Genomic DNA, 24,425 nt, shown 5'->3' with positions numbered 1-24,425 from the left:
GTCAAAAATTCAAATGTGAAGATCTAATAGGAAAAGCATCGATTAGCCTAATATCTCCGACGTAAATTGCTGCTAACCGCCTTCCCCAATGATCCGCAACGTAATCGACCTTAAACCCTCTGTTTTTTAATTGTTTCTCAGCAGCTTTTGAGCTTGGAGCTAGTTTTAAAATTGTTGGAAAATGACTCGCCTTCGCGCGTTGTTCTAAACTCAAGCGAGTATTCCTCGAACTTAAAGCTAAACCATCTGTTGCACGAATTATTGAACAACCAACGATTTCTGTTTCCAAAAAAAGTGCTCGGACCATTTTTTTGATGAGTAATAATTGTTGATAATCTTTTTCGCCATAATATGCATGGGTCGGTCTTACAATATTCAAATATTTTAACACCACTGTTAACATCCCAATAAAATGTCCCGGACGAAACTTTGCTTCTAATTCTTTGCTAAGATCACTGGTATCGTGAATTTGAATTTGATAATTATCAGCATAAACAGTTTCAGAATCTAACAATAGCAAATAATCTACTTTCTGCTTGTTTAGTAAAACAATATCTTCATCTAAACTACGTGGATATTGTATAAAATCCTCTATTTGATTAAATTGCTTAGCATTTACAAAAATAGCTACTATAGTCAAATCATTTTCAGCCTGAGAACGGGCACAAAGACTTAAATGTCCTGCATGCAAATGACCCATGGTATGAACAAATCCTATATTTTTATTATTATTTTTTTTCCTTATGGTTTGCCAATCTTCAAGATTAGTAACTATGTTCATAACCAGGAAATTCTTTGTGTTTAACAGAATGACTATATTGATCCACTGCTTTTCGAATCAACTGATTACCATTAAGAAAGTGGTTAACAAATTTTGGTTTGAAATCCAGATTGAGTCCTAATAAATCTTGCAAGACTAAAACCTGACCGTCAGTATCAACACCAGCTCCTATACCAATTGTTGAAATTTTTAGTGAAGTTGTTATTTCTTTTGCCAGTTGTGCTGGAACACACTCAAGAACTATGGCAAAACAACCCGCTTGCTCTAAAGCAAAGGCATCTTCTTTAAGTCGCTCTGCCTGCGTATGGGTTTTTCCCTGAACTTTATATCCACCCAAACTATGAACGAATTGGGGAGTTAAACCTAAATGACCCATAACTGGAATACCTGATTCGACTAAATGCCTTATCAAGGAAAGATTTCCTGCTGCACCTTCTAATTTAACAGCTTGTGCACCTGCTTGCACAAGCCTTCGTACAGCGATGACACTACGACTTAATGATCGGCGATAACTTAAAAAAGGAAGATCGGTAATGAGAAATTTAGAAGGAGCACCTCGGCATACCGCAGCAGTATGAAGTTCCATTAAAGTCATTGTAGCCATAACGGTATCTTTAAACCCATGCATAGTCATGGCAAGACTATCACCAATTAATAATGCATCTAACGGAGAATCATTAAGGATTTTTGCGGTACTATAATCATAACAAGTTAAGATTACGATTTTTTCTTTAGTTATTTTTTTTTTAGTAAATTCTAGAACGTTCATGCGCTAGTCACCAAAAAGAGATAACAATAGCGTTGAACATTAGGTACCTGTCGCATGATCAAGTCCTCATTGCTTTTTGAAAAAAAAATTACTGTCTCCTTTCACCAGGAATAGGAGCAACGACATAGTTTAAAGTGCTAATGTTCAATTATCAAGCAATCCGCCTATATAGTTGTATTTTTGGAAATGATCGTAGGATCAAAAAAGTATTTCTTTGCATTTTGCAACTATTAAAGAAATAAAAGAATATTATGAGAATGTTAGCATTTTGCAGTATTATGCATACGATTCGCCACTATTTGCAGTAATTGTTGGGCTATTAATTGTTTAGGTGCACGCGCTAAGTGGATAGGAACATCAGAAGATAATACAGTTACTTCATTTTTATCACTATCAAAACCAATATCCCCTTGACTAACATCATTAACCACCATTAAATCTATGTTTTTACTCCTACGCTTCTCTTCAGCAAATTTTAAGGTATATTCAGTTTCTGCAGCAAAACCAACCAATAAAGGTTTAGCTTCTAAGTGCATTTGACTGACAGTATTCAAAATGTCAATGGTAGGTTTTAGTTGTAAAGTTAACGGTGCATTCGATTTTTTAATTTTGTGTAACGCTGGGTTTACAGCTTGATAATCTGCGACAGCAGCAGTACTTATAAAAACCGTCTGTTGACTAATTTCCTGCTTCACAGCCGATAGCATTTCGTTGGCAGTCTTCACTGATATAAATTTCAATTTCCTTGGAGGTGTTAAAGCGACTGGTCCACTAATGAGTGTAACTTCAGCACCCGCTTCTATGGCAGCCTGGGCTAAAGCAAATCCCATCTTACCCGAACTACGATTTGATAAATAGCGCACGGGATCGATACATTCTTGAGTCGGACCTGCAGTAATTAAAATTCTTTGCTTGTATAAGTAGGGTTTGATAAATACTTTTGATAAAGAGTCCACTATCTCTAAAGGTTCCAGCATGCGCCCTAAACCAAACTCTCCACAGGCTTGACTCCCTTCTCCAGGCCCTATAAATAAACAATCCCTTTCTTTAAGCGTATTAACATTATCTTGCGTTGCTTGATTAAACCACATCGTTTGATTCATCGCAGGTACGATAATTAAACGTGTGTTGGACGCCAAACATAATGTACTCAATAAATCATCAGCAAAACCGTGAGCTAATTTAGCAATCACATGTGCTGTCGCAGGAGCTATCAAAATACAATCGGGCCATCGTGCAAGGTCAATATGACTCATTGCAGCTTCAGCTTCAACATCTATAAGTTCTTCATATATTTTGTGTTGTGAAACTGTTTGCAGTGTCAAAGGTGTTACAAAAGCTTTGCCACAAGAAGTTAAAACAACTCTGATATCATGATGTTGTTCTTTGAGTTTTCTAATAAGTTCCGGAGTTTTATAAGCAGCAATACTACCTGTAATACCCAATAATATGCGTTTGTTCATTGGTTTAGAATAACAAAAAGGAGCATTAAAAGTAATGCCCCTTTTTGTAACATTTTAATTTTTATTCACAGCAAATTGGATTTTTAGAATGGACTGCGTAGTAAAACATCTGAATGTATTCAAAATACATGAGGATTGTGAATTGAACGTCAACATAGCCAAAAAATCAAGTGCGCAGAGTATGTTTTTTAAAAATATAAACCTATTTGTAAAGTAATTGTATTACCACTTTTTCCTGTTCCATTAATGGGATTAAAGCCGGATTGACCAGTGGCAACATCCATTGCGCTATAGTCAATATCGTGACGAAATTCTAAACTTTCAATGGTATCTTTCCAAACAGATGTACTTAGAGTGGCTATATAACGCTTCTTAGGAAAAAGTAAACCTAAGGCATCCTTTGATTGATCATATCCAATAATAATTGCACTTGGTTTTTCTAAGACATCAAACTTATAAGCCGCTTCTGTGTGAAAAGCTGCTGGCTTAGCACCTTGCCCATTAATGGATAATACTGACTGTGCAAATGAGCGGCTAGCGGTAACATACTCGCTAGTTAAGCTAAAAGCACCCACGCTTAAAGTTCCGCGTGCATCCAACCCTGACACAGGGTTCATTAACTCAGTATTATTATTAGTAGCAAATCCTTCAAAATTTCCAAGGCCATTGTTACCGTTATGTTGCATACCTAAAGAATCTGCAATATTACGAATATAACTTCCTCCTATATCAATATTCCATTTTGGCTTAGTGAAAATATATTCAGCATTGGCACCATAATTTCGTAGACCATTATTATCTAGGCTAGTTCGGCTTGGGCCTCTGAAAATAAAAGCCGATAAATTTAAATCATTTTCATCATTAAATTGTTTTGAAAAACCTAGCTCCAGAGCTCTAGCTTTAGTTCTACCTAAGGTTTTAGTAAATGGATCACTAATCATCGAAGATGAATATTGACCAAATGGCACATAAAACTGACCCATAGTTGCATACAGAGGAAACTTAGCTAAATTTCCTATTGTTAAAAATCCTCGTTCTAAAAGAACACGAGAATTATCAATTCGTCTAGGCGACATATCTGTTGGAGGGGTATTATCATAAACGAACGCAATAAGTCCTGTTACCCATTGATTGACTAAAATCTCAGTATCTAATTCGATGCCAGTCAAATCAATATCTGTGGCCGAGTTATTTTGAAAATTACCAAAATGATTGGTATGATAAATTTGCGATTCTATTTTTCCGCTTAAATTGATAACAGGAGTATCTGAAAGTTGATGTCCACTTTGTTGTAAATAGTTAAAAATTTGTTTTCTTTGTTGTAGTAGATACAAATCCTCATTCACATAAGGCTGATTAACGACTAAATCGGAAGCATTATATTCTGAGTTGATCCCTATATAAGGCGAACTAATAACTGGAGTACCTATAATAAAAAAAGGATGCAAAGAAGTAACCAAACTTTGATGTGCAGCTGTTTCAGTAGTATTGGAAACTGCTGTCTGGTTTGATTGTCTACGCAAGGTGGCCACTTGATTTTGCACGCGCTGTAGCTCGGATTCTAGGGCTTGAGTCCGTTGCGACAATCTTCTAATTTCATTGTCATTACTTGTCTGGTTGGTTTCATTAGCTAATGCAACATTTCCTTGTAAACTTAACCAACACACACCTGCCATAAGCGTCGTTAATTTATATTTGTTACTTAGCATGAGGAACACCTTATTATTAAAATAAGTATTAAGTTCCCTATGTATCAAAAAAAAGTGATGAATGCAAGCCTAATTTACCTAGGGTCAGGCCTATTTAAGGGTTCCATCCCTTTTAATGTCAGTTAGAAGTTTTAAGAAATAACCCCCTAATTCGAATTTTTCTTCTGTCGCCACCGGTTAGCCAGAATATTTAACCATTCTACAAATACAGAGAAAGCAATAGCAAAATACAGATAAGCTCTAGGTACATGCATCCCAAATCCATCAGCTACTAGTACTAATCCTATTAATAATAAAAAACTTAAACCGAGAATCTTTAGATTCGGGTAGATATTAATAAAATGACTTAGTGGGCCACTTGCCCATATCATTAATGCAATTGCGATAATAATAGCTAAGGCCATAATTATAAATTCTTGGGCCATTCCTACTGCGGTGATCACACTATCCAATGAAAAAATAATATCTAAAAACATAATTTGAATGATAACCATCGAAAATCGCGAATACCGATGTAGACTGCTTTTGTTTTTTGTCGGAGTAGTTACATTAAAATGAAGTTCACTGGTCCCTTTTGCAAGTAAAAATAATCCTCCTAGGATAAGAACTAAGTCCCTTCCTGAGAAAACATGCCCTACCAGAGTAAAAAGCGGCTGCGTAAACTTAGTCATCCAAGCAAGCGTTGCCAATAAAAGTAAGCGTGTTATACAGGCGAGTAATAAACCAAATTGACGAGCTGAACGTTGCTGAGATTGCGCAAGCCTATTTGTTACGATAGAAATGAAAACCAGATTATCAATACCCAAAATAATCTCTAAAGCTGTTAAAGTAAGTAAACTAATCCAAGCTTCCGGAGAAAAAAATAATTCAAACATAAATTAGCCTCAGGAGAATTTTAGCTACTAAACCATAAAATAACCGGTTGTAACAAAGATACTATAACTGTAAAGTTGCAGATGATTTTAATGAATTTTTTCAAAGAAAAAAACAAACTAAATAGTCACCATAGATAAATTATTAGCAAAATTTTGTTTATCCACCAACAAAAAAGCCCGCTAATGCGGGCTTAATGCTATTTGATTTAAACTGCAAATCGTTTAAGCGAATTTAATGCTGGCGCGTAATTGACCAACCGTTGATTTATTACCAGTTGCACCTTGATGTACTATGGTTCCAATCGGTTGTACTTGATCAGGTGCAACCGTACTCGTAATAGCCCCTTCACCAACGTTGTAATCTCTGTCTTGGAAGACGGCTATACCCACATCAAACCATTTGGCTAAATTAACCATATAGTCCGCATAGATACGACGCTGTGGCAAGAAAGTTGCTAAGTGTGTAGTTTTTTGATAACCAATTGCCACGCGTGATTGGTGCGCCATCACTGGGAACGTCAATCCGGCTTCTAAGCCCCACACGGTAGGTTTACCTAACTGTGCGGGTGGATTTAATAACACTGCCATTCCTGGTGCTGAGTTACCACTTAAAAAGATAGGGTTCGCTAAACTACGTGTTGTTTGAATATAATGTCCATTCGCGTCAAAAGGTCCGAAGCTTACATCGGCATTGAAGTTCCATGCAGGCACTTTTTCATTTGGTAAACCGGGAACCGTTGTACCTTCAACAATCTGATTAAGATAATAGGAGGATAAGAAGTTTGAATCCGCTATATTCGCAATATAGCCAGCGTTTACATTGAATTTACTATTAAGCCATCTAAATCCCCAGCCTAAATCTGCACCACCATTTTGGATACGACGTGTCGAACCACCGTCTGAGATCTTAGGATTACCCGCAAAGGTGTATAAGGAACCATAGAAACCACCTGGTGCAATAAATCCTAATTGCGCAGCAGTTGAAGTAATCTCAGTGAATAATTGTGTTGGGTTTTCTTGTGTTACAAATCCATAAGGGTCATAGGCACCAAATGGGATGTATTCTTTACCCACTCTAAAATAAATAGGTGAAGCTTGGAAATTACCAATAGTCGCATACGCGGTATCTATTGAGGTTCGATTCAACGGATGATACACAAAAAGTGAGTTAGCAATATTGTAAGGCCCCGTTGAACCTGGTAGACCTGATAAAGAACTATAGACCACCGACATATTCGCCGTCACCCAGTTATTCACTCGAGCATCTACGAATAAATTCGCATTATTTAGCAATAGATCACTGGCTCGACCGGATGTTGGAAGAGTTAATACGTTAGGTGGTATCGAAGTTGGATCTATCGGAATGGTTGGGTTAAATGCTGGGTTAGGTTCCCAAAAAACCGGTGGCTTATTCGCTAAATAAGCATCGGCATTGATCCAACCACTGACATTGATGCGGCAAGTCCAACCACAAGGTTGATCAAATCCGCCAGGTTGATTTCGGTCAAGGATCGAATCAAGTTTATTGACTTGATAACGCATTACATCCATTTGATAGGATGTATCCATCATATACGGCTGCATCGCCAATACAGGACCGCTAAGCCCAAGTGTTACAAGTGAAGCAACAATCGCTTTGAGTTTCATCCTAAACCATCTCCTTGTATAATTAATTAACTCCATCTATCGCTTTTTCTTGACAAACCTAAGAAGAATAATCTTTTAAACTGCTACAAGATTTTCTTAGATTTGTTTTTCTATCTATGAAAAATTATTATAGATAAAATAAGCTCAAATCGTGTTTATCTTAGCAGTACTTTATAACTATCTCAATAAGATAAATTTATTTGTATGGTGTCCCATAAAAAAAGCCCGCTAATGCGGGCTTAATGTTACTTAAGTTTGTTATACAATTTAAGCAAATTTAATGCTGGCACGTAATTGGCCAACTGTAGATTTATTACCGGTTGCACCTTGATGTATGATAGTTCCAATAGGTGGTGCATTACCATCATTAGTGTTGTTAATAATAGCCCCTTCGCCAATATTGTAGTCTCTGTCTTGAAATATCGCTATACCCACATCAAACCATTTGGCTAAATTAACCATATAGTCCGCATAGATACGACGCTGTGGCAAGAAAGTTGCTAAGTGTGTAGTTTTTTGATAACCAATCGCTACTCGTGATTGATGCGCCATCACGGGGAATGTCAATCCTGCTTCTAAACCCCAGACGTTAGGCTTACCTAACTGCGCGGGCGGATTCGTTAACACGGGAAATCCTGGTGAAGAATTACCGCTTAAAAAGATTGGATTTGCTAAACTACGAGTGGTCGCAATATAGTGACCGTTTGCATCAAAAGGTCCGAAGGTCACATCTGCGTTCACGTTCCAAGCCGGTACCTTTTCATTCGGTAAACCTGGAACCGTTGTTCCCTCAACAATCTGATTTAGATAATAGGAAGATAAGAAATTTGAATCCGCTATATTCGCAATATAACCTGCATTTAAATTCCACTTACTATTAAACATTCTCCAACCCCAGCCTAAATCCACACCACCGTTTTGAATACGACGTGTAGAACCACCGTCTGAGATCTTAGGATTACCCGCAAAGGTGTATAAGGAACCATAGAAACCACCTGGTGCAATAAATCCTAATTGCGCAGCAGTTGAAGTAATCTCAGTGAATAATTGTGTTGGGTTTTCTTGTGTTACAAATCCATAAGGGTCATAGGCACCAAATGGGATGTATTCTTTACCCACTCTAAAATAAATAGGTGAAGCTTGGAAATTACCAATAGTCGCATACGCGGTATCTATTGAGGTTCGATTCAACGGATGATACACAAAAAGTGAGTTAGCAATATTGTAAGGCCCCGTTGAACCTGGTAGACCTGATAAAGAACTATAGACCACCGACATATTCGCCGTCACCCAGTTATTCACTCGAGCATCTACGAATAAATTCGCATTATTTAGCAATAGATCACTGGCTCGACCGGATGTTGGAAGAGTTAATACGTTAGGTGGTATCGAAGTTGGATCTATCGGAATGGTTGGGTTAAATGCTGGGTTAGGTTCCCAAAAAACCGGTGGCTTATTCGCTAAATAAGCATCGGCATTGATCCAACCACTGACATTGATGCGGCAAGTCCAACCACAAGGTTGATCAAATCCGCCAGGTTGATTTCGGTCAAGGATCGAATCAAGTTTATTGACTTGATAACGCATTACATCCATTTGATAGGATGTATCCATCATATACGGCTGCATCGCTAATACAGGACCGCTAAGCCCAAGTGTTACAAGTGAAGCAACAATCGCTTTGAGTTTCATACTCATCCATCTCCTTAATAGGTTGTTAACTCAACATTAGACTTATTTAAAGCTAAATTTTTTGCTTTCTATTATCGACAAACTAGTTTGTCGATTCAAACAAAAAATTAGTTTTACAAAAATCTATTACTTCTTTAATTTCATGCCCGCAACACACCGATAAAAGTTGGAATATGCTACGTTCATAAAAATAATTCAAAAACAATTTATTTATACTTATCCCTTGTTATTTCCTACCAAGGCTGTTTAATTTCCATTCCTGCTTTATAAAAGCGATATCGGCGAAAATTAAACAACCCTGGTCTTGGCACCGCTGTAAATTTAAAATTTACAGTTTCGCAAACTCTAAACGGAGACTTGCTTAGCGGTTTACCAGAACCGTTTTACAAACATTTGTTTTTTGTTTTTTTAAGTTTTCAGCGATTTGGAAGGTACAAGACTTTGTTATTAGTGCTGAAAATAGCTTTTCTTAAAGACCAGATAGCTATTGCATTTTATACCTAACACCATGACCTATGTCAATGGTTTCATTATAAAATACGCCTTACTACCTTAACTATAAAGAAAACTTACCAATTAAAGGAAAATAGATGCTAAATCAATTTAAATCAAGTTTCTGATAATTTTTTTTGTAGGTCGCCAGTTTTATAAAGCTGTTCAACTATATCGCATCCACCCATTAACTCTCCTTGGTAAAAAAGCTGTGGAAAAGTTGGCCAGTTAGAATATTGTGGTAATTCGCGACGGATATTACTATTTTCAAGTACATCAACATGTGCAAATTTTACACTGCAGATTTTTAGAATTTGTACTACTCGTGCCGAAAAACCGCAACAAGGATTTTCGGGAGTTCCTTTCATATAGAGAATCAACGGGTATTTCGCAATTTGTTGCTTAATTGTTTCTAAGGTATTCACTTCAGTAATAGACATTTATTTTCCTCATTTATAATATATTTTGGTAATTTTAATCTAAAACTACGCTCAGATTTTCTAGGTAAAACTATTTAACGAAAATACAATTAGCCATATTTAAATGCTTGCCTTATCATTATCTGGATTTTAAACTGGTACTAGCAATTTTAGCAAATCGATAAAAATAGGATACCCCCATGAAACATGAGTTACCCCCATTACCCTATGCCTTAGATGCTCTGGAACCCGTTATTTCAAAAGAAACCTTAGAATATCATTATGGCAAACACCATAAAGCTTATGTCGACAAACTGAATGAATTAATTCCTGGTACAGAGTTCGAAACTTTATCTCTGGAAGAAATTATCAAAAAAGCCCCTCCAGGCCCTATTTTTAATAACGCTGCTCAAGTATGGAATCATACCTTTTATTGGCATTGTATGACACCCGAAGCACCAAAAAACAAGTTGAAAGGGCCTCTAGAAGATGCAATAAATAAAACCTTTGGTTCTGTCGATAAATTCAAAGAAAATTTTGTTAAGGCCGCCATTGGACAATTCGGCTCTGGATGGGCTTGGCTGGTAAAAGATGCGCAGGGGGTGACGATAAAAACAACGAGTAATGCACAAACTCCTATCCAGGATAGCAAATCTTGTCTTTTTACTTGTGATGTCTGGGAGCATGCTTACTATATTGACTACCGCAATGCACGCCCAAAATATCTTGAAAAATTTTGGGAAGTAGTGAATTGGGGTTTTGTTGCTGAAAATTTCGAAAAATAACAAGTTAACTGAGAAAAAAACTATGACATCTGCCTTGATGCCTATTTATCCAAATCGACTTCCTGTCGCCTTTGAAAAAGGCTCAGGAGTGTGGCTGACAGATACTCAAGGTGAAAAATATTTAGATGCTTTAGCAGGTATTGCAGTTTGCGGTTTAGGACATGCTCATCCTGCAATCACTGAGACAATTTGCAAGCAAGCTGCAAAATTAATTCACACATCAAATACTTATCATATTCCGGAACAGGAAATATTAGCGTCAGAACTGGCGCGACTATCTGGAATGGATCAAGTTTTTTTTTCTAATTCAGGCGCAGAATCAAACGAAGCGGCTATCAAAATGACGCGACTTTATGCCCGCAAAAAAGGGATCGATCAGCCCATCATTATTGCCATGAAAAATGCTTTTCATGGCAGAACCATGGCAACTTTAAGCCTTTCTGGCAGCGAGCGTTTACAAATTGGTTTTGAACCTTTATTAGAACGTTTTATCCATATCCCATTTAATGATGTTGTTGCATTAGAAAATGCTATAAAAAAACATAAAAAAAATATAGTCGCAATTATGTTAGAACCTATTCAAGGAGATGGTGGAATTAAAATAGCCACGTCCAATTTTTTAAAAGCTATTCGAGATTACTGTGACCAACACGATTGGTTGATGATACTCGATGAGATACAAACCGGCCTTTGCCGTACCGGGCCTTGGTTTGCCTACCAAACTTATAATATTTTACCTGATATAGTTACTATTGCAAAAACCTTAGGCAATGGCTTTCCTATTGGAGCTTATTGTTCTCGTGGAAAAGCAAATAATATTTTTCCCATTGGAAAACATGGTTCTACGTTTGCTGGTAGCGCATTAGCTTGTGCCGTTGCAATTACAGTTATAAATACCTTAGAAAAAGAAAGATTCTCTGCGCATGTAAAAAAAATTGGAGCTTATTTGCTTTCAAAATTACAAAATAGTTTTGATAACCATCCACATGTCGTCACTATAAAAGGACAAGGGCTTATGCTAGGTATTGAGCTTGATGTTGAATGTCGTAACATCCCTAGAATTGGATTAAAACATCATTTACTTTTTAATGTCGTTTCTAATAATACGATTCGTCTTCTACCTGCTTTAATTTTACAAGAAGCTGAAGCGGATGAAATTTGCCTGCGTTTAATTAAAACCATAGCCGAATTTTATAATTCATCTTTATGAAAAATAGTGAAAAAAAATTAGAATTTGCCACTCGCTGCATACATTCTGGACAAATACCTGATCCAAGTACTGGTGCTTTAATAACACCCATTTATGCAACATCAACTTACGTTCAAAAAAGCCCAGGGGTACATCAAGGCTTTGAGTATTCCAGAACTCACAATCCTACTCGGTTTGCTTACGAACGTTGTATTGCCGATTTAGAAAATGGTCAGGCAGGATTTGCTTTTGCTTCTGGAATGGCGGCTATTAATACGCTACTTGAGCTATTAAATCCCGGCGATCATATCATAGGTATGGATGACTTATATGGTGGCACCGTACGTTTATTTAATCAAATTAAGCAACGATCATCAGATTTAAATTTTTCATATGTGGACATGACTGATTTAAATAATTTAATTAAGCAAATAAAACCTGAAACTAAATTATTATGGATGGAATCCCCGACTAATCCTTTATTAAAATTAGTTGATATACAACAAGTAGTAAAAATTGCTCGCCAACATAAATTAATTACTGTACTTGATAATACGTTTGCAACTCCTTGGGCCCAGCAACCCATAACATTGGGCTGTGATCTTGTTGTCCATTCTGCCACAAAATATTTGAATGGACATTCCGATATGGTCGGAGGTATTGTAGTCGTCGGTGAGAATGCTGAATTAATTGAGAAAATAACTTATTTACAAAATGCCATGGGGGCCATACAAGGTCCTTTTGACAGTTTCCTTGCCTTGCGAGGCTTGCACACTTTAGCGTTACGTATGCAAAGACATTGTGAAAACGCATTAAAAATTGCTCAGTTTTTGGAGCAACACAATATGGTTGAAAAAGTTTTTTATCCTGGCTTAGCGAGTCATCCTCAACATGAATTAGCTAAAAAACAAATGCATAACCGCTTCGGAGGGATTGTAAGCTTTGTGTTGCAAGGAAATTTAGAAGAAACACGTCATTTTGTTGAACGTTGTCGTTTATTTAAATTGGCAGAAAGCCTAGGTTGTGTAGAGAGTCTTGTTGATCATCCTGCCATTATGACGCATGCTGCTTTACCTATAGAAACTCGTGAGCGTCTTGGCATTACTGATAGTCTACTGCGCTTATCAGTAGGAATAGAAGCTGCCCAAGACCTTATTGATGATCTTGAACATGGATTAACATTCTAAAAATTTATTTTTTTATTATGCATAAAAGTAAATTTTTATTACTTTTTTTTTCTTTATTTTTGTTAGCTTGCCATTCAAGTCCAAGCTCTGATAGGTGGTTAATTTCGTCAGAACCATTTACTTTTAAAATTATTCCTGGGAAAGCCAGGACCCCTTCCAGTACGATGCCCGCTGGATTCGGTCCCATCCGAGGACCTTCTATACCCTCATCAAATGTAGAACATTCTTTTAGTAAGGATTTGAGCAGATGTCGTGATAGCTTACTAAATCAACAAGTACATTTTGTATTTAATTTCTGAATGGTTCGATTATGAAAAAAGCAGTTGCTCTTATTTCTGGCGGCTTGGATTCTATGCTTGCCGTCCGTGTTATCCAAGAACAAGGGATTTATGTTGAAGGTATTAATTTTTATACTGGATTTTGCATTGAGGGACATACAGGAGCTATTCGTAATTTACAACCTAGCAAACCTAAACGCAACAACGCGTTATGGGCTGCTGAACAATTAGGAATTAAATTACATATTATTGATATTATTCAAGACTATAAACAGATAGTCTTGAACCCTAAACATGGCTATGGCGCTCATCTCAATCCTTGTCTCGATTGTAAAATTTTTATGGTGAATAGGGCCAAGCAATGGATGGAGGAAAATCACTTTGATTTTATTATTACTGGAGAGGTCATTGGTCAGCGTCCGAAATCGCAACTTAAAAGAAATATGCCTATAGTCGCGCATGAATCTAAAGCAGACGGCATTCTATTACGCCCACTTTGTGCCAAACTATTAGCACCCACTTTGGTAGAACGTGAGGGGTGGGTAGATCGTGAGAAACTTCAGGGATTTTCTGGTCGTAGTCGTAACCCTCAATTCGATTTAGCAAGAAAATTTGATTTTCAAGAATATGCACAGCCTGCTGGAGGCTGTTGTTTTTTAACTAACGGTCATTACACAAAAAAACTAAGAGATCTGTGGACGCATCGAGGAAAAAAAGACTATGAATTTGATGATATCATCTTGCTGAAAGTAGGTCGGCACATTCGACCCAATCCCGATTTTAAGCTCATTATTGGCAGGGATGAAGGTGAAAATCATTTCCTTGAAGCCTATCAACATCAATATACCTCGATAAAGCCCATTAGTCATCTAGGTCCTTTAAGCCTAATTGATGGTAAAATTAATGCTGAATACATCCATTATGCCGCAAAAATCGCTGCTCGCTTTACCGACGCTAAATCCAATGATAAGGTAACTTTGGAAATTTGCTCATTGAGTGGTTCTGTGCAAACAGTGGAGGTTAACCCTTTTACTGCAGATCAGATCCCTAAAGAGTGGTATATTTCGGGCTAATCTTATTTTCTAAGAAAAGAATTTTATTAAAAGCAAGTCTAATCCCAATAAATTAATATAGATTATCTACAAAAACCAATGATTATGACTCACCAATTAGATGCTCGACGTTTACTGTGTCCTTTACCTGTTATTAAGGTACAAGAATACGTAAAAAAGTTAAATCCTGGTGATATTTTAGAGGTCGTATGTACTGATAAAGGTAGCCTCTCTGATATTTCAGCTTGGTGTCGCATCCATGGTCACTATTTACTGTCTAGTAGCACACAATGTCGAGAAATTTTCATGTCGATACAAATAGGTACTTGTTAATGAAGACTTCTCGCTATCAACAAACACGCTTTATCGCATTGTGGGGTGGATTAAAAAATATCCTATTAGCGGGATTGAAAATAATCTTTGGTATTATTGGTCATTCTCATGGCTTACTAGCTGATGGAATTCATTCCCTATCTGATTTAATTGTTGATAGCGTTGTTATTATTGCCTCAAAATTTGGCAATAAAGCGGCGGATGAGGATCATCCTTATGGACATGGTCGTATTGAAACAGCAGCTACCGTTTTTTTAGCATTAATTTTAGCTATTGCAGCTTTTGCTATCATTGTAAACGCTTTTAATACTATCGCTGCGGTTCATGTCCATATCGTGCCAGCTCAAATTGTTTTATGGATTGCTCTTAGTTCAGTTGTGCTCAATGAGATACTTTATTTCTGGACCAAACAGATAGCAAATAAAATTAAATCCAGACTGTTAATGACCAATGCCTGGCATCATCGTAGTGATTCAGCTTCTTCTATAGCCGTTGCTTTAGGTGTGATTGGAGCTTGGCTTGGTTTCCCTAAATTAGATGCTGTTGCAGCTATTATTGTTGGATTATTGATTTTAAAAATGGCTTGGGATTTTGGTTGGCATAGTATTCGTGAATTAGTTGATACCGCTCTCAGCATAGAAGAAACTGAAAAAATTAAATTATTTATAAAGGAAATCCCTGGTGTAAAAGCAATTCATCAACTTCGCACCCGCTCAATTGCAGGATCCATCTTTTGTGATGTTCATGTTTTAGTGGATCCCTTTATTAGTGTTTCAGAAGGACATTATATAGGCCAAGAAGTCGATAAACGTTTGATTGCATCATTTCCAGATATTACTGATGTTACCGTGCATATTGATACAGAAGATGATGAATTAACTAATCCTTCTTATAATTTACCTAATCGAACTACATTACAAAAAATTTTGCAGAAACATTGGCAACATTTACTACCAGAAATAGCAATTAAAACAGCTGCTTTTCATTATTTGGAAAGTAAAATCACGATTGACTTGAAATTACCGATTGAATTCAGTAAACAAAATGACTTAGAAACTAAATTAAAAAAAATTACAGCAACCGAAAGCTTTATCACTGATATTAAAATTTTTTATTATAAATGACTCAATTATTTAAAATTGCCACTTGGAATGTTAATTCATTGCGCGTACGTTTAGAACATGTTTTAACATGGCTGACTTCCTATGAACCTCACCTGCTTGCGATACAAGAAACGAAAGTTGAAAATCACCATTTTCCTGAAGAGCCATTTAAAAAAGCGGGTTACCATATCTTATATAATGGCCAAAAGACCTATAATGGTGTTGCCTTCATTAGTCGTATTCCCATGCAAAATGAAATGACTTTCTTGCCGGACTTTGATGATACACAACGACGTATTTTAGTGGTAAATATAGGATCTATACGTATTGTCAACGTTTACGTGCCTAATGGTTCAAATGTAGGGTCTGAAAAATTTATCTATAAATTGCAATGGTTAAAGCAATTAAAAAATTATTTACAACAGGAATTAAGTATACATCCACATTTAATCGTACTAGGAGATTTTAATATCGCTCCGGAAGATAAAGACGTTCATGATCCGCAAATTTGGCAAGACAAAGTGTTAGTTAGTCCCGAGGAACGTCACGCTTTAAATGATATATTGGCTTTAGGGTTAAAGGATAGTTTTCGGTTATTTAATAATGAGCCCGGTTATTACACATGGTGGGATTACAGGGCTGGTGCTTTTCGACGAAATCATGGTTTACGTATCGATCATATATTAAGCAGTAATGCTTTAATTTCTCAATGTATTGCTTGCGAAATTGATAAAGAAATACGATTGTGGGAAAAACCGTCGGATCACGTTCCCGTCATAGCAACTTATCAAAATATCAACTAGGATTTATTTATGAGGGAGCCTATAAAAGCACGTTTTGGAATCGGAGAAATTGTTCAGCATAGTTTATTTGGCTATCGCGGTGTCATTATTGACGCTGATGCTGGCTTTCAAGGAGATGATGCTTGGTATAGCAAAAACGCGCCCGGAAATCCTCCTAAAAACCAACCTTGGTATCATATTTTAGTTCATGGCTCTGTTCATCATGCATATGCAGCCGAAATGAATTTAACTAAGGACGATACATTAGATCCAATTGAACATCCTGAATTAGATTATTTTTTTGATAACTTTGAAAATGGTGTCTACTATCGTCGTCGATATAGCAATTGAACAACAATATAATTGATTAATAAAAAACTGAATTATGAAAAATTTGACGTTTATTCGACATGCCGAAACCTATCCGCAACAGATTTTTGAAAGTGATAAAGATCGGACTCTCACTCCATTTGGTCTTCGCCAAATTGAAAATATTTCAAACCAATTAATAGAAAAAAAAATCTTGCCAGATTATTTGCTTTGTAGCCCAGCTACACGTGCGATACAAACAGCTCAACTTCTCTGCGAAAAATTAAAAATAAACCCAAGATTGCTGAAGATTAGTCCTATACTATATTCAGGCGATATCAAAACTATTTTACAAGCCTTTTTATTGTTAAATTTAGCTCAACAGGCTTTCATAATTGGTCATAATCCTACATTAAGTTGCTTGGCCCACAAATTATGTTTAACTACAAAATCTATCATTTTGCCTCCCGCAGGTATAATCTCAATAAATTTTGATATTGAAAAATGGGATGATCTACTGACTAAACAAGGATCGTTACTGTTTTTCATCGAGCCTGGACATGAATAATACACATGATGAAATGGCACAGTTAGTCCAAGCTGAAAATCTTCCTACTATTGAAGTTCTTTTTCAGCAAGCTTTGAATGCCCATGAATCAGGCAATGTAAAATATGCTAGAGATATTTATGAATATATACTCAACATACAGCCTGATCATGTAGAAACTATGCATGCTTTAGGTATGCTTGCTTCTGAATTAGAGCAATGGGAGACTGCGATTGCTTGGATACAACGCGCTTTATCTATTCAACCCGATTCAACACGTTTTCACTTTCATTTAGCAAATCTTTTTAAAAACATAAATCAATTTGAATTCGCATTAACACATTATCAAACTGCTTTGCGTTTAAATCCACACTATGCTGAAGTTCATAATAATTTAGCGAGTTTATTTTATAAACAAAATCAATTAAATGCGGCTCGGCAACATTATATTCTAGCCATCGATATAAAAACGGACTACTTGGAAGCACATTTTAATTTAGGTTTAGTATTTTTAGCTCAACAAGAAAAAAATGCTGCAATAACTCAATTTAAAAATGTAATAAACTTACATCCAAATTCTATTCAAGGACATTGGCAACTCGCCAATATTTATTGGCAAAATCAAGATCTAGAAAAAGTCCATTATCATTATCAAAAAATATTCGATTTAGATCCAAATTCAGTAGAATTATTAAATAATTTCGGTGCTCTAATGTTAAAAAAAGAGCAAATTAATGTAGCTATCGATTATTTTAAACGGGCACTCATTATTGATCCTAAGCATAAAACCGCAAGAAACAATCTTGCAGCTATTTTATTACAAAACAATCAATTAAGAGAAGCCATATGGCATTATTCTTTATATCTAAATTTAGATCCTTTAAATATAGAGGCGCTTTTTAACCGAGCACATAGCTTAATGTTGATTGGTAATTTGCATGAAGCCAAATATGATTTAAAAAAGATTTTGACTATAGATGATACACAAATAGATACTCATTGTAATCTTGCTGCCATTTATTTAAAACTTAACAATCCAGTTACTGCTTTAACCCATTATCAAACCATTTTAAATTTAAACAACAAACATTCCATTGCTAATTATATGATTAGTGCACTCACTCGACAATCTCTACCTGAAACCGCCCCTTTAGATTATATTAAAAATTTATTTGACAATTACGCCTATCAATTTGATGCGCATTTGCAAAACGTATTACTCTATAAAACACCTGAACTACTGCGTAAACAATTAAATCCATTTTTGGAGAAAAAAAAATATAATCTTTTAGATCTAGGTTGTGGTACCGGTCTTAGTGGTCGTTGTTTCGTTGATATTTCTAAAAAAATAACTGGTATAGATATTTCACCGAATATGCTTAATAAAGCTAAAGAAAAAGCGTGTTATGATGTCTTAATAGAAAATGATATTTTGAATAGCTTAGCTGAATCAAAAGAGAATTTTGACCTTATTTTATGTATCGATACATTAGTATATTTTGGCAAACTTAGTGAGTTTTTTACTAAAACTTTACATTGTTTAACTGCTAATGGTTTGTTGGCTATCTCTATTGAGCTTTCTGAGCAAGCTTTCTCTTCATACACTTTACAAGCTAATGGCCGATATCAACATGCTGAAATTTATGTAAGAGAATTAGCTAAAAAAAATCAGTTAACACTCTTAAATTATAAAAATATAGTAGGTCGTCAGCAAGAAAATAAAGCTATTCAGACAGGCTTATTTATTTTTCAGAAAAAAATAATGGTAAACTTATGAAATATATACCTATAAAAAAATTAATCTGTTTAATTTTGTTTTCTTTACCTCTTTTTTATCCTGCAATAAAAACTTATGCTTTTCCTTTGGATTTGAAAAACTGCGAAAATACTCTTTATCTATTACAACATCCTCATCATGTATTGCCCTGTGCTGGAAAGATATTACCTAGTCACACTTCACAATTAAGTTATCTAGGCGAAGAAAAAACAAATCAATACACTCAATATAGATATGGTTTCGTATCACTTATTTGGCCGAAAGTTTTCCAGATGGGTATTCCAGATATCATTACGCCCAATGCTTGGAAGCACGAAGTAGATATTTTCATTCCTAAAGAAAATTCTAATGTTCATACGGCTGCTCTTTATATTACTGGTGGATATATCCATTCTAATATAACAAGAAACAACACTCCGGATAAAATTATTAGTCAATTAATTCAACGTAATATTGTTGTTGTACTTAAAGATGATCCTAATCAATATTTAACTATCAACGATAAACAATTAAAAGAAGATGAAATTATTGCTTTTACCTGGAATCGTTTTATTCATAATCCAAAATTAGCTTATTATCCCTTACATATTCCTATGGCAATTGCTGCACAGCAAGCCATGACCTTAGCACAAAATATATTACTGGAACATCATATAAGCATCAATCATTTTGTAGTCATAGGCGCTTCAAAACGCGGATGGGCGACATGGATGACTGCCTTGCTTGATCATCGAGTTATTGCAATGATTCCCATTGTAGTTGATGTATTAAATCTAAAAAAACAATTACCACATATTTATAAAGTTTACGCTCAGCATTGGCCGATAGCATTGAAGGATTATTATCAACAATACATACCTGAATATGCTGACCCCAAAAGTCCTTTTTTCAGAAATTATTTAAAGTTATTACAAATAGAGGATCCTTTCACTTACTTTACAGACACAGCTTATCAAAAAAAGTTAGCTGAGATGTCTAAATATATTATTAATGCAAGTGGAGATGATTTTTTTCCACCCGATAGTTCTCAATATTATTATCAAGCATTATCAGGAAAGAAGTTATTATTTTATTTACCGAACTCCCCTCATTATGTAGAATATTCCTCTTCGATCTCGCAATTAGCTTCTACATTATCCGCTTTTTATAAAAGAATTATTTCTCATCAAACGTTACCGATCATTACTTGGAATAGGAAAACGACTGGTGAATTAAAAATTCATTATTCTGAAAAACCTGAAAAAATAATAGTATGGTCTGCAAATAATCCCCTTACCCGAGATTTTCGTTACTCCTGTGCAATTCATTATCAACCAACGGATATAATAGTAAACGAGCAAGAGAGCAAATTAATAATTCCAAACGTTAAACAAGGTTGGCGCGCATCGTATGTCGAATTAGATTTTCCTGATGGTTTACGAGCAAGCACACCTATTTTTATATCGCCAGATACTTATCCTAAAAAAAACCAAATTATGCCACCTCAAGGAATGTGTCTATTGATAACACCTGGGCATGAAAATATCGCTGAATAAATTTTAGGTTCTGTTCCTAAAGTGATGAGTGTAGTCATCCGCTACGCGAAAACCGCGAAAAAACAGGGTTTACACGAAGTAAATGAGTATTTTTGAGCTATTAATGCAGCAGTGACTGCAAGGGTACTTTAGAGGCAGAACCTAAGAATATAAACCTGAAATATAATTGGCTACTGCAATTATTTCAGTGTCATTCATTTTCTTACTAATTACCGGCATCATCTGAAATTTATCATTATGCCGCTTGCCATCACGAAAGGCTTTTAATTGAGTGGCAATATACCGTGCATGTTGTCCACTTAAACGAGGAAATCCAGCCGATGGATTCCCTAAACCTGCAGGTCCATGACAGGCTAAACAAGCCGGCAGTCCTTTATTTGCATCTCCGCCACGATAAATTCTTTGTCCTAAAGAAAGTAAACGGGGTTGTGCGCTATCAATAGTTCCTAACAAAGTTGCATAATAATTTGCTATTTTGATTTTTTCTTTTTTCGATAATGCTATAATTAACGCGTTCATTATTGGATTATCACGCCCACATTTCGCCTTCGGTTGAAAGTCCTGCATTTGCTTGATTAAATAATTAGCGTTCTGTCCCGCCAATTTTGGCCAATTTTCATTTACCGTGGAATTTCCTTCGATACCATGACATAACTCACATCCAGCAATAATATCTTTGAATTTTTCTTCAATAATTTGGGCATCACTCGGCGGAAAACCGAATAAAAAAAAGAATATAAAGAGAAAAGTAAAATTTTTGTAATCTAACATATGAAAATTTTTTTCTAACGCAATTGCAGGAAATAATTAATATTGCTAAACGCAATTTTTTAGTTTATAGTTTTCTCAGGCTTTGACAAATTATAAAAATAACATAAAGGCCAGGGAATTTTTCTTTTTTAATTAAGCGGAAGATAAGCTTGAGTTCCCACGTCTTTCCACTTACCATTTTCTTAAAAAGCGTAGCTCAATTAGACCAATTGCCTAAAGATCAAGGCGCAGAGGTTGCATTTATTGGTCGTTCCAATTCTGGAAAATCTACAGCAATTAACTCAATTACTGGAAAAAAAGGTTTAGCCAAAACCAGTAAAACTCCAGGGCGCACTCAATTATTGAATTTTTTTCAAATCAACGAACATCTACGTTTAGTCGACCTTCCAGGTTATGGTTTTGCCAACGTCCCAAAAGATATACAAGCTAATTGGGAGAAAAACATAGCCAGTTATCTAAAAATAAGAAAATCTTTAAAAGGTCTTGTTATCACTATGGATATCCGTCATCCACTTAAGGATCGGGATCAAACTATGTTAGCGTGGGCGTCTCATCATCAAATACCAATATATATTCTTCTGACTAAAGCCGATAAGCTAACACGTAATCAAGCCGCAAATACCTTGAAATTAACGACCCAACAATTGGCTATTCTTGATAGCCACTATGAAATACAAACCTTTTCTGCGACAAAATCCATAGGTATTGAAAGTGCCCGTCGTAGGATATTAACTTGGCTGAACCCAAAATAAATCAGAATTTTTCTTAATAATTATCCCAAAAGCTTCCTTTTTTCTTACATCAATTTTTTGACCTATACATCACAATGTGATAAATAAAATGATTACTAAAAAAAATTCGGATTTCATGTCATCACAACCATCTGAAATAAGTTTTCGTGCCATCCTATTAGCCATTTTGCTTGCTGTCATTTTAGCTGCTGCAAATGCTTATCTAGGACTAAAAGTCGGCTTAACTATTTCTGCATCTATTCCGGCGGCTATTCTTTCTATGGGTATCCTGCGTTTTTTTAAAAATTCTTCGATACTTGAAAGTAACATTGTCCAAACAGGTGCATCGGCTGGAGAAGCATTGACCGCAGGGACCGCGTTCATTCTCCCTGCCTTAATAATTCTTCACTATTGGCAACATTTTGATTATTGGCAAACTGTAACAATTTCCCTAACGGGTGGAATATTAGGGGTCTTATTTTCTATTCCTTTACGCCGAGTTTTATTAGCGGATCCTACATTGCGTTTCCCAGAAGGTACTGCGATAGGTCAAATTTTAAAAATTAGTCAAGATGCTAAAGGAAATTTTAAAGAATTAATCCAAGGCGGACTTTTAGGTGCTTTTGTGGCGCTTTTTCAATCGGGTTTCCAAATCATAGCGGATAATTTTCCAGTATGGTTTAGAGCAGATAACAAATTTATTTTTGGATTTACGTTTGGTTTTGAACCTGCATTATTGGCAGCTGGATATATAGTCGGCATTGGTGTAGCGCTGAGTACATTACTCGGTGTGGCAATCGGATGGATAATTGGAATTCCTATTTTTAGTTACTTACACCCTCTGGCAATGGCTACTAGTCAATCTGCTAACAGCTTAGCCAATAGCATTTGGCAATCCAGTATACGTCCAATTGGTGTAGGCACGATGTTAGTAGGGGGCTTATGGACGATGGTTCTGCTCGTTAAACCTATTATTAGAGGAGTACATTCATCTTTTGTCTCATTAAGAACCATTAAAGAAAGCGGGTATACTTCCTTACCTAAGCATGAACGTGATATACCTATTCACTATACTTTAGCTTTATTAGGTATTTTAATATTACCATTAGGATATATTTTATTTAGCTTTATAAATCATCCTGCATTGGGACTAACCAGTAGTATCCAAATAATAACTCTACTTATCGGTATTGTTTTTATTTTAATCACTGGCTTCTTTTTTTCCTCACTATGTGGCTATTTTGCAGGGCTTATAGGAAGTAGCCAAAGTCCCATTTCAGGTGTTTCTCTTTCTGTACTATTGTTCGCATCTCTAACATTACTTGCTATTTTTAGTTGGGCTCCTGGCTTTACTCACGATACTAAGCATTTACTTGAAGGGGAAGGTTTAGCAATCATTATAGGAACATTAGTAAGTAGTAGTTGCGCCATTACCAACGATACCATTCAAGATCTAAAAGCTGGCCAAATTGTAGGGGCAACTCCTTGGAAACAACAGGTTATATTAATTTTAGGTGTCGTAGTTTCTGCTTTAATTTTAGCACCCACATTAGAACTATTATTTAATGCTTACGGAATTGGGGGTATTTCCCCCCCAGGACGGCATATGGATCCTGCCCAAATGTTATCTGCCCCTCAAGCTACTCTTATGGCAAGTTTAGTTGCCGGCGCATTTAAACATAACTTACCCTGGAATTTAATTAGCATTGGTTTCGTCGTAGCTATTTTTTGTATTTTCATTGACCGAATATTGCAAAAACGCGGTATGCGCTTACCTGTATTGGCGGTCGGTATAGGTATTTATCTTCCTTTGGATACCTCATCTGGATTAATTTTGGGTGGGCTCGCTTCCTATTTCGTAGAAAGAACATTGATTAAACAACATCCCATTCAAACAGAAAAATCAGCCGATAATACCGCCAGGCAACGCGGGCTCACTTTGGCCTGTGGCTTAGTCGCTGGAGCTTGCCTAATGGGCGTGGTGTTAGCAATTCCTTTTACTTTAGCACAATCTACAGATGTATTACGTCTTATGCCCGAACATCTCACTTTGCTAGCTAGCCTATTTGGCGTGTTATCAACACTCGGTATTTTAGGATGGATCTATCGTTCAGTCTGTAAAAGTTAAATGTTTAAATTAGCTATTGACAAAATAAAAAAATATAACTAGGCTCCCGTTAAATTTCAGGGGGTAAATAT

At 35.9% G+C, this 24,425-nt stretch carries 23 protein-coding genes; 13 read left to right on the top strand and 10 right to left on the bottom strand.

The window, feature by feature from the left end; translation table 11 throughout:
- Window position 1: 1 nt before the first annotated feature.
- The 8 genes from panC to grxD all read right to left on the bottom strand — a co-directional run bounded on the left by panC (window position 2) and on the right by grxD (window position 9,868).
- Entirely contained in the window at window positions 2–781 is a 780-nt protein-coding gene (gene panC, locus AACL18_RS00440) for a pantoate--beta-alanine ligase (protein WP_339050618.1), read from the bottom strand.
- Window positions 765–1,550: a 3-methyl-2-oxobutanoate hydroxymethyltransferase gene (gene panB, locus AACL18_RS00435; protein WP_339050617.1), complete on the bottom strand. Its 786-nt coding sequence runs from the start codon at window positions 1,548–1,550 to the stop codon at window positions 765–767. The genes panC and panB overlap by 17 nt, the downstream gene beginning before the upstream one ends.
- 260 nt (window positions 1,551–1,810) lie before the next feature.
- Window positions 1,811–3,013: a bifunctional phosphopantothenoylcysteine decarboxylase/phosphopantothenate--cysteine ligase CoaBC gene (coaBC, locus tag AACL18_RS00430; RefSeq protein WP_339050616.1), complete on the bottom strand. Its 1,203-nt coding sequence runs from the start codon at window positions 3,011–3,013 to the stop codon at window positions 1,811–1,813.
- Between the two features lie 188 nt (window positions 3,014–3,201).
- Entirely contained in the window at window positions 3,202–4,722 is a 1,521-nt protein-coding gene (locus AACL18_RS00425) for an LbtU family siderophore porin (RefSeq protein ID WP_339050614.1), read from the bottom strand.
- A 146-nt stretch (window positions 4,723–4,868) separates the two neighbouring features.
- Window positions 4,869–5,597: a TerC family protein gene (locus tag AACL18_RS00420; RefSeq protein ID WP_339050613.1), complete on the bottom strand. Its 729-nt coding sequence runs from the start codon at window positions 5,595–5,597 to the stop codon at window positions 4,869–4,871.
- A 222-nt stretch (window positions 5,598–5,819) separates the two neighbouring features.
- Window positions 5,820–7,244 carry an LbtU family siderophore porin gene (locus tag AACL18_RS00415; RefSeq protein WP_339050612.1) on the bottom strand — a complete coding sequence of 475 codons (1,425 nt, stop codon included), beginning with the start codon at window positions 7,242–7,244 and terminating at the stop codon, window positions 5,820–5,822.
- Between the two features lie 267 nt (window positions 7,245–7,511).
- The gene (locus AACL18_RS00410; RefSeq protein ID WP_339050611.1) at window positions 7,512–8,936 is read right to left on the bottom strand and encodes an LbtU family siderophore porin; all 1,425 of its coding nucleotides are present in this window, start codon (window positions 8,934–8,936) and stop codon (window positions 7,512–7,514) included.
- 608 nt (window positions 8,937–9,544) lie between these two features.
- On the bottom strand, window positions 9,545–9,868 hold the full coding sequence (grxD, locus tag AACL18_RS00405; RefSeq protein WP_339050610.1) for a Grx4 family monothiol glutaredoxin: 324 nt from the start codon (window positions 9,866–9,868) through the stop codon (window positions 9,545–9,547).
- Between the two features lie 179 nt (window positions 9,869–10,047).
- Here grxD and AACL18_RS00400 point away from each other — a divergent pair, with 179 nt between their 5' ends.
- The 3 genes from AACL18_RS00400 to AACL18_RS00390 are packed head-to-tail and all read left to right on the top strand — an operon-like array spanning window position 10,048 to window position 13,008.
- On the top strand, window positions 10,048–10,632 hold the full coding sequence (locus AACL18_RS00400; protein WP_339050609.1) for a superoxide dismutase: 585 nt from the start codon (window positions 10,048–10,050) through the stop codon (window positions 10,630–10,632).
- Between the two features lie 22 nt (window positions 10,633–10,654).
- Window positions 10,655–11,842, top strand: a complete 1,188-nt coding sequence (locus AACL18_RS00395) for an aspartate aminotransferase family protein (RefSeq protein ID WP_339050608.1) — start codon at window positions 10,655–10,657, stop codon at window positions 11,840–11,842.
- On the top strand, window positions 11,839–13,008 hold the full coding sequence (locus AACL18_RS00390) for a PLP-dependent aspartate aminotransferase family protein (RefSeq protein ID WP_339050606.1): 1,170 nt from the start codon (window positions 11,839–11,841) through the stop codon (window positions 13,006–13,008). Before AACL18_RS00395 ends, AACL18_RS00390 begins: the two co-directional genes overlap by 4 nt.
- A 4-nt stretch (window positions 13,009–13,012) precedes the next feature.
- On the opposite strand, the gene AACL18_RS00385 is transcribed toward AACL18_RS00390, so the two are convergent.
- Entirely contained in the window at window positions 13,013–13,195 is a 183-nt protein-coding gene (locus AACL18_RS00385; RefSeq protein WP_339050605.1) for a hypothetical protein, read from the bottom strand.
- Between the two features lie 123 nt (window positions 13,196–13,318).
- Between AACL18_RS00385 and AACL18_RS00380 the strand changes: the two genes are divergently transcribed.
- From AACL18_RS00380 to AACL18_RS00345, 8 genes are all read left to right on the top strand, one after another.
- The gene (locus AACL18_RS00380; RefSeq protein WP_339050604.1) at window positions 13,319–14,359 is read left to right on the top strand and encodes a tRNA (5-methylaminomethyl-2-thiouridylate)-methyltransferase; all 1,041 of its coding nucleotides are present in this window, start codon (window positions 13,319–13,321) and stop codon (window positions 14,357–14,359) included.
- A gap of 84 nt (window positions 14,360–14,443) precedes the next feature.
- Window positions 14,444–14,671 carry a sulfurtransferase TusA family protein gene (locus tag AACL18_RS00375; RefSeq protein WP_339050603.1) on the top strand — a complete coding sequence of 76 codons (228 nt, stop codon included), beginning with the start codon at window positions 14,444–14,446 and terminating at the stop codon, window positions 14,669–14,671.
- Window positions 14,671–15,795: a cation diffusion facilitator family transporter gene (locus AACL18_RS00370; RefSeq protein ID WP_339050602.1), complete on the top strand. Its 1,125-nt coding sequence runs from the start codon at window positions 14,671–14,673 to the stop codon at window positions 15,793–15,795. The genes AACL18_RS00375 and AACL18_RS00370 overlap by 1 nt, the downstream gene beginning before the upstream one ends.
- On the top strand, window positions 15,792–16,577 hold the full coding sequence (gene xth, locus AACL18_RS00365; protein ID WP_339050601.1) for an exodeoxyribonuclease III: 786 nt from the start codon (window positions 15,792–15,794) through the stop codon (window positions 16,575–16,577). The genes AACL18_RS00370 and xth overlap by 4 nt, the downstream gene beginning before the upstream one ends.
- Window positions 16,578–16,586: 9 nt before the next feature.
- Window positions 16,587–16,907 (top strand): heat shock protein HspQ, encoded by a 321-nt coding sequence (gene hspQ, locus AACL18_RS00360; protein ID WP_339050600.1) that lies wholly within the window; start codon window positions 16,587–16,589, stop codon window positions 16,905–16,907.
- Window positions 16,908–16,941: 34 nt separating this feature from the next.
- Window positions 16,942–17,433, top strand: coding sequence for a SixA phosphatase family protein (locus AACL18_RS00355; protein ID WP_339050598.1), 492 nt, complete (start codon window positions 16,942–16,944; stop codon window positions 17,431–17,433).
- Window positions 17,426–19,189 (top strand): tetratricopeptide repeat protein, encoded by a 1,764-nt coding sequence (locus AACL18_RS00350; RefSeq protein ID WP_339050596.1) that lies wholly within the window; start codon window positions 17,426–17,428, stop codon window positions 19,187–19,189. Before AACL18_RS00355 ends, AACL18_RS00350 begins: the two co-directional genes overlap by 8 nt.
- Window positions 19,186–20,724: a PhoPQ-activated protein PqaA family protein gene (locus tag AACL18_RS00345; RefSeq protein WP_339050594.1), complete on the top strand. Its 1,539-nt coding sequence runs from the start codon at window positions 19,186–19,188 to the stop codon at window positions 20,722–20,724. The genes AACL18_RS00350 and AACL18_RS00345 overlap by 4 nt, the downstream gene beginning before the upstream one ends.
- Window positions 20,725–20,865: 141 nt before the next feature.
- Here AACL18_RS00345 and AACL18_RS00340 read toward each other — a convergent pair whose 3' ends face one another.
- Window positions 20,866–21,495 (bottom strand): c-type cytochrome, encoded by a 630-nt coding sequence (locus AACL18_RS00340; protein WP_339050592.1) that lies wholly within the window; start codon window positions 21,493–21,495, stop codon window positions 20,866–20,868.
- Between the two features lie 149 nt (window positions 21,496–21,644).
- On the opposite strand from AACL18_RS00340, the gene yihA reads away from it, so the two are divergent.
- Complete coding sequence (yihA, locus tag AACL18_RS00335) at window positions 21,645–22,247, top strand: ribosome biogenesis GTP-binding protein YihA/YsxC (protein WP_339050590.1); 603 nt, start codon at window positions 21,645–21,647, stop codon at window positions 22,245–22,247.
- 115 nt (window positions 22,248–22,362) lie between these two features.
- The gene (locus AACL18_RS00330; RefSeq protein WP_339050588.1) at window positions 22,363–24,354 is read left to right on the top strand and encodes an OPT family oligopeptide transporter; all 1,992 of its coding nucleotides are present in this window, start codon (window positions 22,363–22,365) and stop codon (window positions 24,352–24,354) included.
- Window positions 24,355–24,425 lie beyond the last annotated feature (71 nt).

Source organism: Rickettsiella endosymbiont of Xylota segnis, from assembly GCF_964019545.1.
Classification (GTDB): Bacteria; Pseudomonadota; Gammaproteobacteria; order Diplorickettsiales; family Diplorickettsiaceae; genus Aquirickettsiella.
This window is presented reverse-complemented; position numbering and strand designations above follow the sequence as displayed.